A 17,595-nucleotide genomic window follows, 5' to 3' on the forward strand; every position below is an offset into this window, starting at 1 on the left:
ATTTATTTTAAGATGATTAGTCTAAGATTTCAGTAACCTGACCTGAACCAACTGTTCTACCTCCTTCTCTGATCGCAAATCTAAGACCTACGTTAAGAGCGATTGGCTGTAACAATTCTACAGTGATCTCTAAGTTATCACCAGGCATTACCATTTCTACACCTTCTGGTAAGAAGATTTCACCTGTAACGTCAGTAGTTCTTACGTAGAACTGAGGACGGTACTTGTTGTGGAATGGAGTGTGACGTCCACCTTCTTCCTTAGAAAGGATATAAACAGATGCTTTGAATTTTTTGTGTGGCTTAACAGAATCTTTCTTAGCGATTACCATACCTCTCTTGATGTCAGTTTTTTCAATACCTCTCAACAATAGACCTACGTTATCTCCAGCTTCACCTCTGTCAAGGATTTTTCTGAACATCTCAACTCCTGTAATAGTAGAAGTTAATTTTTCTTCACCCATACCGATGATATCAACAGGATCACCTGTATTGATAATACCAGCTTCAATTCTACCAGTTGCAACAGTACCTCTACCTGTAATAGAGAATACGTCTTCGATTGGCATCAAGAATGGCTTATCAGTATCTCTTGGTGGTTGCTCGATCCAAGTATCAACAGCATTCATTAATTCTTCAACACTTTTGAACCACTTATCTTCTGTGTTAACAGGAGTTGCAGTAGCAGCAGTAAGTGCTCCTAACGCAGAACCCTGAATAACTGGAGAGTTATCTCCGTCAAAGTCATAAGTAGACAATAGGTCTCTAAGTTCCATTTCAACAAGCTCTAATAATTCAGCATCGTCTACCATGTCAACTTTATTCATGAAAACAACAATTCTAGGTACGTTTACCTGACGGCAAAGCAAGATGTGTTCTCTAGTCTGAGGCATTGGTCCGTCAGTTGCAGCACATACAACGATTGCACCGTCCATCTGAGCAGCACCAGTTACCATGTTCTTTACATAATCCGCGTGACCTGGACAGTCAACGTGAGCGTAATGTCTATTTTCAGTTTCGTACTCAATGTGAGCCGTATTGATAGTAATACCTCTTTCTTTTTCTTCTGGAGCAGAGTCAATAGAAGAGAAATCTTTTTTCTCAGCAAGACCTTTGCTCGCTAATACAGCAGAAATAGCAGCTGTAAGAGTAGTTTTACCATGGTCAACGTGACCAATAGTACCAATGTTCAAGTGTGGTTTGTTACGATTAAACGTTTCCTTTGCCATGATGTAAAATTATTTATTTATTGTTTATTCAAATTTTCGGTGTGCAAATATAATGAATTTTTAAATATCAAAACCTTTTTATTTAAAAAAATTTAAACATTCAAATTCAAAGAATTACAAACCCTATATTTCTATGTATTGAGACTGCAAATTTACACAAATTTCTCGATTGAAAAAATCCTAATAACCTATTTCTTATAAATCTGAAGTATCTGACTAATTCTTAATATTTTATGAGAAGTTAAAAAATCATAACGTTAAAATGTTTATCGCAAAAAAACCATATTAAACCTTTTCTCGTAGATAATATAAACCCATAAAAATTAATATTATGAAAAAACTATTACACATTTGTCTGGCCTTATTTACTGTCACAACAATATTTTCATGCGACGATTCCGATGATGATATGATGATGATGACTGAAGAAAGTGTAAAAGGTCCGGATGTCATGGTTTACGGATTAACAGGTACCAATGAACTTGTTGCTTTTAATTCTAATAATCCTAAAATGTTCACTTCTAAAACAGCTGTGGCTGGTATCGTGGCCGGAGAAAAATTATTAAGTATAGACTTCAGACCTGCAACAGGCGAATTATACGCATTATCAAATGCAAGCAAATTATACATTATAAATACTTCCAACGCATCAGCAAGAGTAGTAAGTTCCACAGCATTTAGTCCTGCAGTTTCAGGGTCTATTGCTTCAATTGATTTTAACCCAACCGTAGACCGTATCCGCTTGGTGAGCAGTACAGGGCAAAATCTGCGTCTACATCCGGAAACAGGTGCGCTTGCAGCTTCAGATACCAATATTAGCGGATCGGGTTCTCCTTCAATCACGGGAGTAGCATATACTAATAGTAAAGCCGGTGCTTCTTCTACCATTTTATATGATATTGATGTAACTTCTGGGAAATTATTTAAACAAGACCCTCCAAATAACGGAACATTGGTAGAAGTGGGAAGCTTGGGAACAACATTTACAGGTCAGGCTGCTTTCGATATTAAATATGATAACAGCGTTGCTTTATTAGCTTTAAACAATAATCTTCATTTATTAGATTTAAATAACGGTAAAACTACCAATATTGGTGTATTGCAACAACCCATCATTGATCTTGCAATCCCGACAGAAGCAGTAGCTTATGCTATTGATAATTCTAATAATCTTCAGATATTTAACCCGAACAGTCCAATGCCGGTTTCAAAAGCAGTTGCGGGATTACAAAGCGGAGAAAATATTTTAGGAATTGATTTCCGTCCTTTGAATGGACAATTGTACGCATTGGGAAGTTCAAGTAGAATCTACACCATTAACTTAGGAACAGGAGCAGCAACAGCAGTCGGAAGTTCACCTTTTGCAACCTTACTTGTCGGAACAGATTTTGGATTTGATTTTAATCCATCGGTAGATAAGATACGAGTAGTAAGCAACACCGGACAAAATCTTCGTTTAGATCCTGTTACCGGAGGAATTACAGCCGTTGATGCAGCAATTAATCCTATCGGAGCAATGATCAGCGCAGCGGCTTATACCAATAATTTTGCAGGAACAACCGCTACTACTCTATTTGTAATTGATCATAATACTGATAAACTATATCAACAAACCCCACCTAACAATGGAACTTTAGTTGAAACAGGCGCTTTAGGAATTAATATAACCAATACGAATGGTTTTGACATCGGAAGCATGAGCCAAAAAGCTTATTTAATGGCTTCTGTAGGTTCATCTACAAAAATTTATTCGGTGAATACTACAACAGGAGCTGCAACCTCAGTTTCTGATTACCCAAATGCTGTAAATGCTTTTGCAGTAGGGCTAGGATTTTAAATTCATATTAAAATTATTTCGATACTAAGAAGCGCGGAAAACATAGTTTTCCGCGCTTCAATTAATATATATGATGATAGAAGAATTAAATCTGTTCCGATTTCTTTGTTCTGTTGAAAATCCAGAAAATAATCGGGAATATCAATAATGTAAGCACTGTTGCGGTTATCAGTCCACCAATAATTACGATGGCTAAAGGTTTTTGAGATTCTGAACCGATTCCTGTAGACAACGCAGCAGGTAAAAGCCCGATCGATGCCATTAAAGCAGTCATAATTACAGGTCGTGTTCTGGATTTTACTCCACTAAATATGGCTGTATCCAAATTCAATCCGTTCTTGACATTCTGATGGAATTCTGTGATCAAAATAACTCCGTTTTGAATACAGATTCCCAAAAGAGCGATCATTCCAACTCCGGCTGAGATCCCGAAATTCATTCTCGTAACGTGAAGTGCGATAATTCCTCCGATCAATGCAAATGGTACGTTGGCCAATACCAAAAGAGAGTCTTTCATGTTTCCAAAGAGGATAAATAAAAGGAAGAAAATCATCACGATACTTACAGGAACTACCTGCGCCAATCTGTGAGAAGCTCTTTGCTGATTTTCAAACTGACCTGTCCAGCCTATAGAATATCCGTCCGGAAGTTCAATATTGGCTACTTTTTTCTGAGCATCGGCGATCGTGCTTCCCAAATCTCGGTCACGAATTGAGAATTTCACTCCGATGTAACGTTTGATATCGTCTCTGTAAATAAACGCAGCACCATTATCTTTAACGATATTACTGATCTCTTTTAAAGGAATTTTTGCGCCGTCCTGTGTAGGAACCATCAAAGCAGCAATGTCATTTTCATCTTTTCTGTACTCCTGAGAATAACGAAGTCTGATTGGAAATTTTCTTTCGCCATCAAACATTTCAGAAGCTGTTTTTCCACCAAAAGCCATTTCCAAGACAGCTTGTGCATCTGCAGGCATTACTCCGTACGCCGCCATTTTATCTCTGTCTAGTACAACACTTACTTCGGGCTGACCGATATTTTTAATAATTCCGGGATCTTTTACCCCTTCAACATCTTTAATTTGCTTTAAAACCTCATCGGCCAATCTGTCTAATGTCTGTAAATTATCCCCGTAAATTTTAATTCCATTTTCAGCTTTGAAACCGGCTACTGCTTCAGCAACGTTGTCGGAGATCGGTTGAGAATAATTAAAAGTGATTCCCTGATAATTTCTCAATTTTTTGTCGATTCCTTCAATCAATTCTTCATAACTGATGTTTCGTTTCCATTCTTCTTTAGGTTTAAGGTTTACGGCAAATTGTACGAAACCGAATCCGTTGGGGTCTGTTCCGTCGTTACTTCTACCTGTCTGAGCCAAAACATCCGTCACTTCTGGAAAGCTCATAATGTCTTTTTTTAAAAGGTCGGCTGTTTTCAATGATTCTTTTAATGAAGAACTCATCGGCATCTCTGCAGTGATCCATAATGAACCTTCATTTAATTGAGGTAAAAATTCTGTTCCCAAAAATTTCCCTGAGAATAAAGTCACCGCCAGGAACGAAATAGCAACAATTAAACTCATTTTTTTATGTCTAAATGTAAAACTGAAACCTTTTAAAACAATGCTATCCCAGAAATTAACGAAAGGATTATTTTTTTCTTTTACATTTTTATTTAAAAGAATATGTGAAAGCACAGGAACCAACGTTAGGGTAAAAATCAAAGCCCCAATTAATGCAAAACCTAATGTAAAGGCTAATGGTGAGAACATTTTACCTTCCACTTTCTGAAATGAGAAAATTGGAATTAATGAGGTAATAATAATTAATTTTGAAAAGAAAATAGCTTTCCCCAAGCCTGTTCCGGTTTGTTTGATCCAGCCTGCTTTTGCCATTTTATTGAACTTTTCGTGACCGTATTTTTTTGCTTTATGGTCGAGCATTACAAAGATTCCTTCCACCATGACGACGGCTCCGTCAATGATAATTCCAAAGTCAACGGCACCCAGCGAAAGTAAGTTCGCACTCATTCCCGCCAGTTTTAAACATAAAAATGCAAATAATAAGGATAAAGGAATGATGATGGAAACGATCAACGTTGTTCTCCAGTCTGCCATGAAAATCAAAACGATTACCGTTACCAACACAATACCTTCTAATAAGTTGTGCATTACGGTTTCCGTAGTAAAATCCATCAAATTATCACGATCGTAGAAAGTGACCATTTTTACATCTTTCGGAAGAATCTTTTCGTTTAATTCTTTAATTTTAGCCTTAACTCCAACCAAAACTTCACGCGGGTTTTCGCCTTTTCTCATCACGACAATTCCTTCAACGGTATCTTCGTGGTTATTCAAACCGGCCTGCCCTACTCTAGGCATCGAACTTTCATGAACTTCCGCTACATTTTTAACTAAAACAGGATTTCCGCTGTCGTTTTGTATCGTAATATTTCCAATATCGGTAACAGATTTCACCAATCCGATCCCTCGTACAACATAGGCTTGCCCGTTTTTTTCGATAACATCACCTCCGACATTTAAATTGCTTCGGGTAACTGCATCATACACCTGAGACGGCGTCAAATTATATTTATCCAACGCTCTCGGATCGATACTTAATTCAAAAACTTTATCCTGACCTCCGAAAACATTGATATCCGCAACTCCGGGAACACCTCTCAGCGCGCGGTCGATCACCCAGTTTTGTAAGGTTAATAATTCTCGGGAATCTTTTGTTTTACTCTCCAACGTATATCGGAAAATCTCTCCCGTTGGCCCGTAGGGTGGCTGAACTTCTGGGTCTACCTCATCAGGAAGGCTGACGTTTCTTAATTGGTTATTGACCTGATTTCTGGCAAACATGTCATCCACCCCATCATCAAACAGAATCTTTACAATGGAAAGCCCAAACATCGTGGTACTTCTCACACTTGTCTTCTTCTGAACCGGGCTCATTGCCAACTCGATAGGCGTCGTAACGAAGCGTTCTACTTCTTCTGCACTTCGACCATTCCATTGGGTGATGATTACAATTTGGGTGTTGGTAACATCGGGGAAAGCTTCAATCGGCATATTTTTGAAACTTATAAATCCTGAAATAGCCAAGATAGCAACCCAAATAAAGGTAAATGCTTTGTTTTTTAATGAAAAAGCAATTATATTTTTTATGAATTTATTCATGATAGATTTATTGTGACCTAAAAAAGTCGTTGAAAGTTTTTTGTCTTTATTTTAACGCAAGGTTCGCAAAGGTTTTTTAAAATTACTATGCATACTTCTACGTTCGCTAGGGTATTTCCACTCAGCAAAGACTGTATTCTTATATTTTTAAGAGATATTTTTTCTTAATTAAGCTTAACTTCTTAATTACCTATTTAAAAAGCTCTTAATCGTTCAAATAAAATTTAATTATTCAAAGAGCGGTAAATCAATAATTGATTATTGGTGATTACTTCTTCACCCTCAGACAAACCTTCGGAAATATAGGTAACGTCGCCGACCTGTTTTAAAACTTTGACTTCTTTCACTTTTAAATCTGTTCTGGATTTATAGATCACCACAAAACTTCTGTTGTCATCAAAAATTACCGCTTTGGATGGAACCGTAAGCGCCATATTATTTTCTGAACTTGAAATTTTTATTGTTGCTTTACTTTCGGGGATCAATAATCCGTTGGCATTGTCCAAAACAACTCTTGCCTGCATGGTATTGGTCTGAGGATCTATAATCTTGAATATTTTATCAATTTTTCCGTCAAAAACTTTATCGGGATAAGATAATGTAGAAACCTGTGCCGACATACCAAGGTTAATTTTATCAATATCAGATTCATTAACGTTCATAATCGCCCAAACATTAGTTGTATTAGCAACATCGAAAATATTTTCGCTTCTGTCGCTTCTCAACTGCATATCGTTATTGATATTTTTCTGAACAATATATCCGCTAATTGGTGCTGTTACACTGTAAATATTTCCTTTTTTAACATTATAAACTGTACTTACAGCGCTTGATCTCTGCATTTGGTCCTGTGCCTTTTGAAGCTGGCTTTTTGCTTCAAGAACTTCTCTTTCGGTCGTCAGTTTTCCTTCATACATTTCTTTTGCAACGCGAAGATTATTTTGAGCAACAACCAAATCAGTCTTTGCATCGCTGACATCTTTTTGTACGTCCGCCAATTCTGTACTTCTGATCGTTGCCAACACCTGCCCTTTTCTCACATAATCTCCCAGTTCAACGTTTACGCTCATGACATTTCCGCCTACCAAAGGGTAAACGTCGATGTAACTGTTTTTGTCAGCAGATATTTTTCCGTAAAAACTGTAGTTATCTTCTATGTATTTTTTCTCAACTTTTGCTAAAGAAATAGATTTCAGCATCGTGTTGCTCAGTTCAAATCCTTTTTTGGCCTGTGGTGCTTTTTCTTCCTCTTTTTTAGAACAAGATAACAGTGATAAGGCCACAAATACAGCAATTATATATTTTTTCATTTTTAATAGAAGATTTTCGTTTGTACTAATTGATTCAATTGTTCTGCGGATTGTATGATCTCGTTTTTCATATCGTAGATCTGAAGTGCGGTCTGTCTGTAGCTTTCCATGAAGTCTGTGAATTCTATGAGACTAACATTTCCATTTCGGAAGTTTTTCAGCATTCCGTTGTAGACAAGCTCAAGATTATTAAGGTCGGCTGTTTTGATCTCTGCTAATTGGTCATATTGACCTTTCCATGTTTTATAGGCGGACTGAACTTTAGTTTCAAGATTTAATTTCTGATACTCTGCATTTTTCTGATTTTGCTTGATCGCATAATTTGCTTTCTCAATGTTTCCCTGATTGCTTTTCCATAAAGGCAAAGGAATTCCAACCATCAAATTGACTTCATTTCTAAAAGTTCCACTGTTTTGATCCCATTGCGCTCCGACATTTAAGTCGGGTACATTTAAGGATTTCTGCCATTGAGAGTAAAGTTTGCTATTATCGATCAATTTTAAATTATATAGGTAATCCGCATTGTTTTCTACAGCTTTTCTCTTTAATTCTGCTTCATCTCCGAACGGTTGGGCAACTAGAACTTCTTTAGCTTCAGATTCTGAAAGCTGGGGTTCGATATCTTCAGTAACTCCGGTTAAAACTTTTAAGTTTTGTTCAAACTCAAGAATATTTTTATTGATTCCTATTTTATCATTATTTAACTGAATAACGATGCTTTGTAGTCTCACCTCGTCTTTTAGCGATACATTTCCTTTTGCCGACTGCACTTTGTAAGCACTCAGCAAATCATTCATATATCCCAATTGTTTATTTGTATTTTCAAGTTTTAGCTGTTCGTAATAAAGATTATAATAGTTTGTACGAAGCTGCATTTTCAACTCGACTAATAATTGAGAAAACTGAAGTTGGGTAAGCTCTTTATTAGATTTTGCAAAAGCAATTTCGTTTTTCTTTTTACCGCCCATGTAGATCAACTGGGTTACTTCTGCGCCTTTCGCTTTGCTAACATTAAAAGCTCTTTTATCTTCAGGATTGTAAGCATTGATGTATCCGCTTAGTTGTGGAAGTTCCCAGATCTTGGCCTGCAAAATATCCGCATCAGCCATGTTGATGTTGTATTGTTCGGCGAGCAGCTGAAGATTATTCGTCTGAAAAGCATTTTCGCAATCCAGAAGAGACATTTGCTGTTGCGCTGTCATCAGGGAAGAAATGACCACAAATAGTCCTGCAATTTTGTTCATTCTCTCAGTTTTCATGCCACAAAAATGCCCTTGCTCGATTAAAACCACCTTAAAGTAGCCTTAAAAAAAAATTAAATTTGTTTTTCAGGAAGTGATTTTTACAATAAATTATGAAAGATTTAATTGAAAATATTCTTTGTTTTTGAAAGATTAATGGCTTAAAAAAAGCAAAATCATTTTACTCTTAATTAAACTTAACTCTTTAAATATTCTTAATGGTTTGAGAAAGCTAGATTTTTTTTATCGCAAAGCCAGACAAAGAATTAAATGTCTTGAGGATAGTTTAAGATAAACGAAGCCGCTTCGCTTATTTTTGAAATACAAAGATTGTGTAGTCTAATTAAATAAAAACTACTTTTTAAAGATTACACTGAATTTATTTGTCTTTTCAGATGGTGCTGAGTAAAGAATTTCAGCGCCGTGATATTCAATAATTCTTTTTACGATACGAAGTCCAAGGCCGGAACCGGAAATATTTTGAGAATTATTTCCTCTCATAAAAGCTTCAAACAGCTTTGCGCGATCCTGCTCTTCAATAACATTTCCTGATGAAACAACATCAACCGTCAAATCCGAATTGGTTTCTGTTATTAAAACATCAACTTCCATATTGTCGGAATAAACCGCAGCATTTTTAAACAAATTGATAAATACAATATCTAATAAAGACTGGATACCGGGAATGGTAAGAAGAGCATTTTCAGAAGTATTTTCAGAAATTAAAAAATCCATTTTAAGGTTGGGATAACTTTTTTCAACTGCCTCAAAAGATTCAAATATAACTTCATCAATCCTTACTTCTTCATACAAAGTCTGAATGTTTTCTTTATCAAATTTAGTTAAAATCAACAATGAGTTCGTAAGATCCGACAGTTGGTAAACATCCTTCTGAATCTGTTTTAAAGAAGATAATGTTTCCGGAGTATGCTGTTCTAGTTTAATCAAATTTTCCAGCTGAAATGCCATTCTTGTAATCGGTGTTCTGATCTCATGCGAAGCACTTGCCGTAAAATCTTTCTGAGACTGAAAAACATCATCCAATCTTGCGATCATCGTATTAAAAGACTTTGCGAGAATGCTTATTTCGTCATTTGAAGGTTGAACGGGAATCTGTGTCGTTAATTTATGTGCCGTAACCTCCGAGATTTCTTTATTAAGATCTTCCAGCGGACGAAGAAACTGACCCATAAAGTAATAACTGAAAAATCCGATGAGTAACGTACTCATCACATAAGATGTTATCAACAGGTATTTCAGATATTCAAGCTTTGATTTTCCGTTGGTATCGAAAGCGCTTGTAAGAATATAATAGTTTTCACCATTGATACTTTTCAGCGCTGCGTATATTTCAGGCTGCGTTTTTTCGGTATAAATGTTTTTTTTTTGGTCTAATTCTTTCAGTAAAGCATTATCCCAACTGACATTTCGGTCTTTTATAGTACTGTAGATCAATTCTTTTTGACCATTGAAGATCAAAATTGTTTCATTTAAAAGAATATTATCCGAGTTTTCATTAAAAAAGACAGGTGCTTCCTCCTCAAAATCTTTAGACTTTGAAATAAAATGCGAAGTAAACTCTAATCTCTGTCTAAATCTTTCTTTGAATTCATCTCGTCTGAAATCATTAAAAGACATATAAATCACCACCATCACAATACCAAAAAGTAATGAGAAGGCAATGCTGAGATTGAGCGCTATCTTTCTTTTTAAAGACATTTACAGTGAACTTAGATAATATCCGAATCCGGAACGCGTATGAATTAATTTAATTTTAAAATCTTTATCAATTTTCTTTCTTAAAAAATTAATATAAACCTCAACTGTGTTTGTATTTGTATTGAAATTATGTTCCCAAACGTTTTCTGTAATCTGCTGTTTCGAAACTGTTCTTCCCTGCGCTTCTGCCAGGTAAGCCAACAATTGGAATTCTTTTAAAGTAAGAGCAATTTCATTTCCTGCGCGGAAAACTTTTTGTTCGGTTTTATTGATAATTAAATCATCTATTCTGATAATATCCTGATCTAAGTTATCTAAAGGAGTTTTTCTTCTCAATAAAGAATTCATACGAAGAAGCAGCTCTTCAAACTGAAAAGGTTTTACCAAATAATCATCTGCAAGCCTTGTAAATGCATCTTTTTTATCTGAAAGATCTCCGTAAGCAGAAATGATGATGATCGGGGTATTTTTATCGAAAGAACGAATGGTCTGGCAAACATCCAGTCCGTTTATCTTCGGAACATTGATATCCAAAAGATACAGATTATATGTATTGTTTTTGATCTGACGAAGAAAAGTTTCTCCATCGTAAATTTTATCACACGTAAAATTGTTTGATTCTAAAAACTTACAAAGTTCTGCAGAGAGAATAAGGTCGTCTTCCAATAAAAGAATATTCATCAATATTTATTTTAAACGAATTTAACGAAAATTTTTATGATTGTGAAGGAATTGAAACAGGTGGAGGAATCTTTAATTAAATTTTAAGGTTAGAATTTGAATTAAAAACTTCAATATAATTTGAACCATTAAGAATAGTGAAGAAGTTAAGTCTAATTAAGAGTAAAATCAAATTGATTGTTTTAAGTGGAATTTAAAACTTAAACTGTGTGGAGATGCTTCCAGCATGTCAAAGTTTATGCTTTAATTGAAAATTATTTTCTCAAAATCATAATTCAATGCAGAAAAGTTTTGAGCAAAAAAAATCCCGAAGCGAATTCGGGATGTAACGAGAGCCAACTACGGGACTTGAACCCGTGACCTCTTCCTTACCAAGGAAGCACTCTACCGCTGAGCTAAGTCGGCCTTAAACAAAAAAATCACGCTAAAGTATAGAGTGATTTTTTTTGAGCGAAAGACGAGGGTCGAACTCGCGACATTCAGCTTGGAAGGCTGACGCTCTACCAACTGAGCTACTTTCGCAATTTTGTTTCCAAAATTATTGGTTAACGTTTTGCAAATTTAGGAAAATCCTTTTTAATTTGCAAACTTTTTTTTTCAATATAAACTGTGGGAAGAGCAGGATTCGAACCTGCGAAGCCGAAGCAACTGAGTTACAGTCAGTCCCATTTAGCCACTCTGGAATCTTCCCGAATGTTTATATTAAAACAGAGCCTCCAGAGGGACTCGAACCCACGACCTGCTGATTACAAATCAGCTGCTCTAGCCAACTGAGCTATGGAGGCAATTTTAATATTGTGACTGAAAGCTTTTGAGAAAATTCTACTCTAAACTTTTCAGTAGTTAATAAAAATCATTCTTTTCAGTTTGACTTTTTGAGCGAAAGACGAGGGTCGAACTCGCGACATTCAGCTTGGAAGGCTGACGCTCTACCAACTGAGCTACTTTCGCAATTTTGTTTCCAAAACTATTGGTTTAACGGTTTGCAAATCTAAGAAACTTTCTTTAAACCTGCAAGACTTTTTTTCTAAATATAAACTGTGGGAAGAGCAGGATTCGAACCTGCGAAGCCGAAGCAACTGAGTTACAGTCAGTCCCATTTAGCCACTCTGGAATCTTCCCGAATGTTTATATTAAAAGAGCCTCCAGAGGGACTCGAACCCACGACCTGCTGATTACAAATCAGCTGCTCTAGCCAACTGAGCTATGGAGGCATTAAAAATCAAAAAGAATTCAAAAGAACGCTGTTCCCTTTTTGCGATTGCAAAGATAGAACGGTTTTTTTGAATTCTCAAATTTTTTATTGACTTTTTTTATCTTTTTTTTCTATGCCAACTCTTTTTTCTTGATTAGTAGCTTTTTAGCAGTATCAACACAAAGGTCTAAACTTTCTTCAAAAGTTGCAGATGTCTTTTTTACGACGATATCGTCACCCGGAACTGCCAAGATAAGCTCGGTAGTTTTATTTATTTTATCCGCAGCATTCTCTACTTTTAAAAACACTTTACATTCATGAATTTTGTCGTAAAACGTTTCAAGTTTACTTACTTTTTTTTCAATGTGTGACTCTAGTGGTTCGTGTGGAGTTAAACCAATTGACTGTACTGTGATCTTCATAATTCTTCTTTTTTAGACGCTCTTGGATGAGCCTGATTAAACACTTTTTTCAATTGTTCTATATTAGCATTCGTATAGACTTGAGTACTTGCAAGACTGGAATGTCCTAATATTTTTTTTACTTTCGATATCTCTGCCCCATTGTCCAAAACGTGTGTAGCAAAGCTATGACGAAGGATGTGAGGACTTCTTTTTTCTTTTGTTGTTATAAGACTAAGGTACTTATTAACTACCACATAAACAAATTTTTCATTGAGTTTTTTGCCTTTCTTGTTGACGAAAAAGTACGATTCGTATTCGCTCTGTGGTTTCCTTATTTCCAAATAACTTCTAAGCATATTGGCCAGATCTTCGGATATCGGGATATATCTTTCTTTATTTCCCTTTCCTATAATTTTGAGATCATTTCTGCCTAAATCTACATTCTCAAATATCAAGCCACAAAGTTCAGCTTTTCGAATTCCGGTTTGATATAAAACTTCCATGATGCATTTTTCAAGAATATCATGCATTTCCTCAAAAACACGATCATTAAGAACCTGCATTTCTTCTTTAGACATGGGAATTTGCTTATCTGCGTAAAATTTCAGGGAAGATATGCTTTCGGTAGGAGAAACCTTAATTTCGCCTATTTTTAAAAGGAAATGGTAAAAACTTCGGAGTGAAGAGAGTTTTCTATTGATACTTCTTTTAGCAATATTATTTTCGCTGAGCTCAACAATAAAATTTCTGATGACTTTTTTGTCTGCCTTGGAAATATCTTCGGAGGATTCTGTTTTGAGATAGAAATGAGAAAAATCCTCAAGATCTTTTTTATAACTTGTAATGGTGTGAGGAGAATATCTCTTCTCGAGCTGTAAATATTCTAAAAATTTATTTAACATTGATGAAGGGCGTAAACGGAAAAATTCACTCCTCAAATATAGTATTTAAGAAGTGAATTTAGTATGTGTTTAAGAAAAAAATTCTTAAGCCTGTTCTTCCTTGCTAAGTGCTCTTTGCTTATAAGCCGCTTTCAATTTAGACTGTCTTAAACTTACAGAAGGCTTGATAAACGCTTGTCTAGATCTCAATTGACGAACTGTACCCGTTTTATCAAATTTTCTTTTATATTTCTTTAGTGCTCTATCGATGGATTCACCATCTTTTACAGGAATTATTAACATATTTTACATCTCATTTTGAGTTGCAAAAGTATACATTTTATATTAAGCCACAAAATTTTATTTCAATTTATATTTAAAATTTATAAAAAATACGTCTATCACGATTTCTTATAGTTTAAAAATTGAATTTTTCAAAAATGCCTACTTTAATATTAACCATATTTAAACAAAAAAAATTATCTTTGCAATCTTATCTAATGGGGTTGACTGGTTTCGACAGCAAGGTCAATGGGTAAGTAAGCATGCAGAGAACCGTAGCGCGATCTCTTTAATCCCTTGCTACAAACTTTTAACTGGCAACGAAGAGTTCGCTCTTGCAGCTTAATCCGAATAAAGTAAGATTCAAGCGCTTTCCCGAAGATAGTAAGGAAGCAAGATGTCTCACAAATGCTCCGTTCTACGGCGTTTGATCCTGAGATATAGGAATGTAGAAATAAGGTTTTAGATGCTTTGGCTAAAACTCGAAAATTTTAGAAGATAACCTGGAAGTTGGGTGTCTGCTCTCTGCCTCCAGTCGAAAACCAATAGCAGAATAAGCATGTAGAAATCTTATGTATTGCTTGTTTGGACGAGGGTTCGAATCCCTCCAACTCCACAAAAACGTTGTAAAATATTAATCTTAAAAATTTTGCAACGTTTTTTTCATTTTTTTCCAAATTTAACAACAAAAGCTTTGACCAAATCTTATCAAAGCTGACATCAGAATATAAAACAAATTTTCATTAATACCTTAAAACAACATTACCATTTAATTAAAATAATTAACGCTTTTACTGATACTTTTCAAATCAGTTACTTTCACCAATGTTTTAAGTGGCTCATTATATTGAATTTCAATATTATTAATTATCTGATCATCAATATTATTATCAAACTTTTTGGCAAAAAGATGATTTCTTTTTAATCTTCAAATTTCATTTTATATTATTTTAAAACTATGAATGTTTACAACTTATTTTATAAAGTATTAATAGACATTTTTATCAATATACGATAATCAAACCAACCTTCCATTAATGATATTTAATTGATTATATTTGATTTTTACTATAGAAAACAATATTAAACTTATATTTTGGTCATATTTTTGTTAAAAACATATTCATTAAAAATATTGACCTCAAAATAAAATGACCTATTTATCACGAATTTATTTAAAAGAAAATCATCCGAAAGAATTCCCTTTCGATCTTCCAATTTTTAAAAATGGATTAGATTTAAAATTAAAAAATAATGTCACTTTCTTCGTTGGTGAAAACGGAACCGGAAAATCAACTTTAATGGAAAGTATCGCTGATAAATGTGATTTTAACCTATCTGGCGGCAACCGAAATCACAACTACGAATTTCACAGAACAGAAACAACGTTATCAGATTTTCTCATTCTATCATGGCGAACTAAGATAAATCAGGGATTTTTTATGCGTGCCGAAAGCTTTTTCAACTTTGCAACTTATATAGATGAAGTAGCAGAACAAGATGCCCGGATTTTGGATGCTTATGGTGGAAAATCATTACATAAACAGTCTCATGGCGAGGCGTTTTTAGCATTATTTCATAATCATTTTGACAAAGGCATCTACATTTTAGACGAACCCGAATCTGCTCTTTCACCACAGCGTCAGCTTGCATTACTTTCCATAATTCATAAGTTGGAAAAAACCGGTAAAGCACAGTTTATCATTGCTACCCACTCCCCCATATTATTAAGTTATCCAGGCGCAACGATTTTTTCTTTAGACAAAAACCTTGAAATTATTAATTATAAAGATACCGAACATTATCAGATCACAAAAAACTTTTTAGATAATCCGGAATTATATTTTCGGCACTTATTCAGTGATAACGATATTTAAGACAGTGTTTTACTCGGTGACAATCCCTATTGTTTTTTTTTAAATACGAATGAAAAATGAGAAAGATCTTCAAAACCTTTGAAAATATTGAAATATAACCCACTGAAAACGAAAAGACTAAATCTCCGAACTATAAAATAAGGATAGTCTACCCACAAAAAAGACTAAAAAAATGTTTTATCCTAAAGAATTTTATATATTTGCAGAATCTAACAATTAAAAAAATAATTTACTATGTCAGACATTGCATCAAGAGTAAAAGCTATCATCGCTGATAAGCTTGACGTTGAAGAAACAGAAGTAACTCCTGAAGCTAGCTTCACTAACGATTTAGGAGCTGATTCATTGGATACAGTTGAACTAATTATGGAATTTGAAAAAGAATTTAACATTCAAATCCCTGATGATCAAGCTGAAAAAATTACTACTGTAGGGCACGCTATCGCTTATATCGAAGAAGTAGTAAATAAATAATATTCTCTTCAACAAAAAAGAAAATTTAAAAAGTTTATGGAATTAAAAAGAGTAGTTGTAACCGGTTTTGGCGCAATAACACCGATTGGAAATAATGCAAAAGAATACTGGGAAAATCTTCTTAAAGGTGAGAGCGGTGCTGCTCCGATTACTCTTTTTGATGCCACAAACTTCAAAACAAAGTTCGCTTGCGAAGTGAAAGGCTTCGATCCATTGCAACATTTCGATAAGAAAGAGGCAAAGAAAATGGACCGAAATACACAACTTGGAATGGTAGCTGCCAGAGAGGCAGTTGCACATTCTAGAATAATGGAAGACAATGTAGATAAAAACAGAGTCGGCGTAATTTGGGGTTCCGGAATCGGAGGTTTAGAGACTTTTGAAACAGAAGTTTTAGGTTGGGCAAATACGGATATTCCGAGATTTAACCCTTTCTTTATTCCTAAAATGATTGCGGATATTACTCCTGGACATATCTCTATCGAGTATGGTTTCCACGGACCGAATTATACGACTGTTTCTGCTTGCGCTTCATCTGCAAATGCCATTATTGATTCAAAAATGCTGATCCAGTTAGGAAAAGCAGACGTGATTGTATGCGGAGGCTCTGAAGCAGCCGTTACAGCAAGTGGTGTTGGCGGATTTAATGCTATGATGGCTCTTTCTACAAGAAATGATGATCCTAAAACAGCTTCAAGACCTTTTGACAAAGACAGAGATGGATTTGTATTAGGCGAAGGTGCAGGTACTATTATTCTTGAAGAATATGAGCATGCGGTAAAACGTGGAGCAACAATCTATGCAGAATTGAAAGGTGGCGGTATGAGTGCAGATGCACATCATATGACGGCACCACATCCTGAAGGGTTAGGAGCTTATTTAGTAATGAAAAATTGCTTGGAAGATGCAGGGCTAACTGCTGATGAAGTAGATCATATCAACATGCATGGTACATCTACTCCATTAGGAGACGTTGCAGAATCTAGCGCAATATCAAAATTACTAGGCGAGCACGCTTACGACATTCAGATTAATTCTACAAAATCAATGACAGGTCACCTTTTGGGTGCAGCCGGAGTTATTGAGGCTATTGCAGTGTTAGGAACTATTATTCATGGTATCGTTCCTCCAACCATCAACCATTTTACTGATGATGAAAATATCGACAGCAGACTTAATTTTACATTTAACGAAGCAGCGAAAAAAGACGTAAAAGTAGCCATGAGTAATACTTTTGGATTTGGTGGGCACAATGCTTGCGTTCTATTTACGAAAATCTAAA

At 35.1% G+C, this 17,595-nt stretch carries 13 protein-coding genes, 7 tRNA genes and 1 other RNA gene; 5 read left to right on the forward strand and 16 right to left on the reverse strand.

What is annotated here, in order from left to right:
* Positions 1–16 precede the first annotated feature (16 nt).
* The gene (gene tuf, locus EG348_RS03955; protein ID WP_123980867.1) at positions 17–1,228 is read right to left on the reverse strand and encodes an elongation factor Tu; all 1,212 of its coding nucleotides are present in this window, start codon (positions 1,226–1,228) and stop codon (positions 17–19) included.
* 331 nt (positions 1,229–1,559) lie between these two features.
* Here tuf and EG348_RS03960 point away from each other — a divergent pair, with 331 nt between their 5' ends.
* Positions 1,560–3,065: a DUF4394 domain-containing protein gene (locus EG348_RS03960; RefSeq protein WP_123980869.1), complete on the forward strand. Its 1,506-nt coding sequence runs from the start codon at positions 1,560–1,562 to the stop codon at positions 3,063–3,065.
* Positions 3,066–3,150: 85 nt separating this feature from the next.
* Here EG348_RS03960 and EG348_RS03965 read toward each other — a convergent pair whose 3' ends face one another.
* The 15 genes from EG348_RS03965 to rpsU form a co-directional block, all read right to left on the reverse strand.
* On the reverse strand, positions 3,151–6,249 hold the full coding sequence (locus tag EG348_RS03965) for an efflux RND transporter permease subunit (protein WP_123980871.1): 3,099 nt from the start codon (positions 6,247–6,249) through the stop codon (positions 3,151–3,153).
* A 224-nt stretch (positions 6,250–6,473) separates the two neighbouring features.
* On the reverse strand, positions 6,474–7,559 hold the full coding sequence (locus tag EG348_RS03970; protein WP_123980873.1) for an efflux RND transporter periplasmic adaptor subunit: 1,086 nt from the start codon (positions 7,557–7,559) through the stop codon (positions 6,474–6,476).
* 2 nt (positions 7,560–7,561) lie between these two features.
* Positions 7,562–8,803, reverse strand: a complete 1,242-nt coding sequence (locus EG348_RS03975) for a TolC family protein (RefSeq protein ID WP_123980875.1) — start codon at positions 8,801–8,803, stop codon at positions 7,562–7,564.
* Between the two features lie 351 nt (positions 8,804–9,154).
* Entirely contained in the window at positions 9,155–10,519 is a 1,365-nt protein-coding gene (locus EG348_RS03980; RefSeq protein WP_123980877.1) for an ATP-binding protein, read from the reverse strand.
* Positions 10,520–11,200, reverse strand: coding sequence for a response regulator transcription factor (locus EG348_RS03985; protein WP_123980879.1), 681 nt, complete (start codon positions 11,198–11,200; stop codon positions 10,520–10,522).
* Between the two features lie 333 nt (positions 11,201–11,533).
* Positions 11,534–11,605: transfer RNA gene (locus tag EG348_RS03990), tRNA-Thr, on the reverse strand.
* Positions 11,606–11,649: 44 nt separating this feature from the next.
* Positions 11,650–11,722 (reverse strand) — tRNA-Gly (locus EG348_RS03995).
* Between the two features lie 88 nt (positions 11,723–11,810).
* Positions 11,811–11,891: transfer RNA gene (locus EG348_RS04000), tRNA-Tyr, on the reverse strand.
* Positions 11,892–11,911: 20 nt separating this feature from the next.
* A tRNA-Thr gene (locus tag EG348_RS04005) sits at positions 11,912–11,985 on the reverse strand.
* 93 nt (positions 11,986–12,078) lie between these two features.
* Positions 12,079–12,151 (reverse strand) — tRNA-Gly (locus EG348_RS04010).
* Between the two features lie 90 nt (positions 12,152–12,241).
* Positions 12,242–12,322 (reverse strand) — tRNA-Tyr (locus EG348_RS04015).
* An 18-nt stretch (positions 12,323–12,340) separates the two neighbouring features.
* Positions 12,341–12,414, reverse strand: a tRNA-Thr gene (locus tag EG348_RS04020).
* Between the two features lie 112 nt (positions 12,415–12,526).
* Positions 12,527–12,817 carry an HPF/RaiA family ribosome-associated protein gene (locus EG348_RS04025; RefSeq protein ID WP_072412227.1) on the reverse strand — a complete coding sequence of 97 codons (291 nt, stop codon included), beginning with the start codon at positions 12,815–12,817 and terminating at the stop codon, positions 12,527–12,529.
* Complete coding sequence (locus EG348_RS04030; RefSeq protein WP_123980881.1) at positions 12,814–13,701, reverse strand: tyrosine-type recombinase/integrase; 888 nt, start codon at positions 13,699–13,701, stop codon at positions 12,814–12,816. The genes EG348_RS04025 and EG348_RS04030 overlap by 4 nt, the downstream gene beginning before the upstream one ends.
* 84 nt (positions 13,702–13,785) lie before the next feature.
* A complete protein-coding gene (gene rpsU / locus EG348_RS04035) occupies positions 13,786–13,983 on the reverse strand; it encodes a 30S ribosomal protein S21 (RefSeq protein ID WP_066754938.1) in 198 nt (65 codons plus the stop codon).
* Between the two features lie 199 nt (positions 13,984–14,182).
* On the opposite strand from rpsU, the gene ssrA reads away from it, so the two are divergent.
* The 4 genes from ssrA to fabF all read left to right on the forward strand — a co-directional run bounded on the left by ssrA (position 14,183) and on the right by fabF (position 17,594).
* Positions 14,183–14,581: a transfer-messenger RNA gene (gene ssrA / locus EG348_RS04040) on the forward strand.
* Positions 14,582–15,113: 532 nt separating this feature from the next.
* Positions 15,114–15,839 (forward strand): AAA family ATPase, encoded by a 726-nt coding sequence (locus tag EG348_RS04045; protein WP_123980883.1) that lies wholly within the window; start codon positions 15,114–15,116, stop codon positions 15,837–15,839.
* Positions 15,840–16,073: 234 nt separating this feature from the next.
* Positions 16,074–16,313 carry an acyl carrier protein gene (locus EG348_RS04050; RefSeq protein ID WP_002976354.1) on the forward strand — a complete coding sequence of 80 codons (240 nt, stop codon included), beginning with the start codon at positions 16,074–16,076 and terminating at the stop codon, positions 16,311–16,313.
* Positions 16,314–16,349: 36 nt separating this feature from the next.
* Positions 16,350–17,594: a beta-ketoacyl-ACP synthase II gene (gene fabF, locus EG348_RS04055; protein WP_123980885.1), complete on the forward strand. Its 1,245-nt coding sequence runs from the start codon at positions 16,350–16,352 to the stop codon at positions 17,592–17,594.
* Position 17,595 lies beyond the last annotated feature (1 nt).

The sequence above is a fragment of the Chryseobacterium sp. G0201 genome (assembly GCF_003815655.1).
Taxonomy (GTDB): Bacteria; Bacteroidota; Bacteroidia; order Flavobacteriales; family Weeksellaceae; genus Chryseobacterium.

Coding starts and splice junctions, on each gene's coding strand:
- tuf (WP_123980867.1), bottom strand. CDS start 1,228: ATGGCAAAGGAAACGTTTAATCGTAACAAACCACACTTGAACATTGGT.
- EG348_RS03960 (WP_123980869.1), top strand. CDS start 1,560: ATGAAAAAACTATTACACATTTGTCTGGCCTTATTTACTGTCACAACA.
- EG348_RS03965 (WP_123980871.1), bottom strand. CDS start 6,249: ATGAATAAATTCATAAAAAATATAATTGCTTTTTCATTAAAAAACAAA.
- EG348_RS03970 (WP_123980873.1), bottom strand. CDS start 7,559: ATGAAAAAATATATAATTGCTGTATTTGTGGCCTTATCACTGTTATCT.
- EG348_RS03975 (WP_123980875.1), bottom strand. CDS start 8,803: ATGAACAAAATTGCAGGACTATTTGTGGTCATTTCTTCCCTGATGACA.
- EG348_RS03980 (WP_123980877.1), bottom strand. CDS start 10,519: ATGTCTTTAAAAAGAAAGATAGCGCTCAATCTCAGCATTGCCTTCTCA.
- EG348_RS03985 (WP_123980879.1), bottom strand. CDS start 11,200: ATGAATATTCTTTTATTGGAAGACGACCTTATTCTCTCTGCAGAACTT.
- EG348_RS04025 (WP_072412227.1), bottom strand. CDS start 12,817: ATGAAGATCACAGTACAGTCAATTGGTTTAACTCCACACGAACCACTA.
- EG348_RS04030 (WP_123980881.1), bottom strand. CDS start 13,701: ATGTTAAATAAATTTTTAGAATATTTACAGCTCGAGAAGAGATATTCT.
- rpsU (WP_066754938.1), bottom strand. CDS start 13,983: ATGTTAATAATTCCTGTAAAAGATGGTGAATCCATCGATAGAGCACTA.
- EG348_RS04045 (WP_123980883.1), top strand. CDS start 15,114: ATGACCTATTTATCACGAATTTATTTAAAAGAAAATCATCCGAAAGAA.
- EG348_RS04050 (WP_002976354.1), top strand. CDS start 16,074: ATGTCAGACATTGCATCAAGAGTAAAAGCTATCATCGCTGATAAGCTT.
- fabF (WP_123980885.1), top strand. CDS start 16,350: ATGGAATTAAAAAGAGTAGTTGTAACCGGTTTTGGCGCAATAACACCG.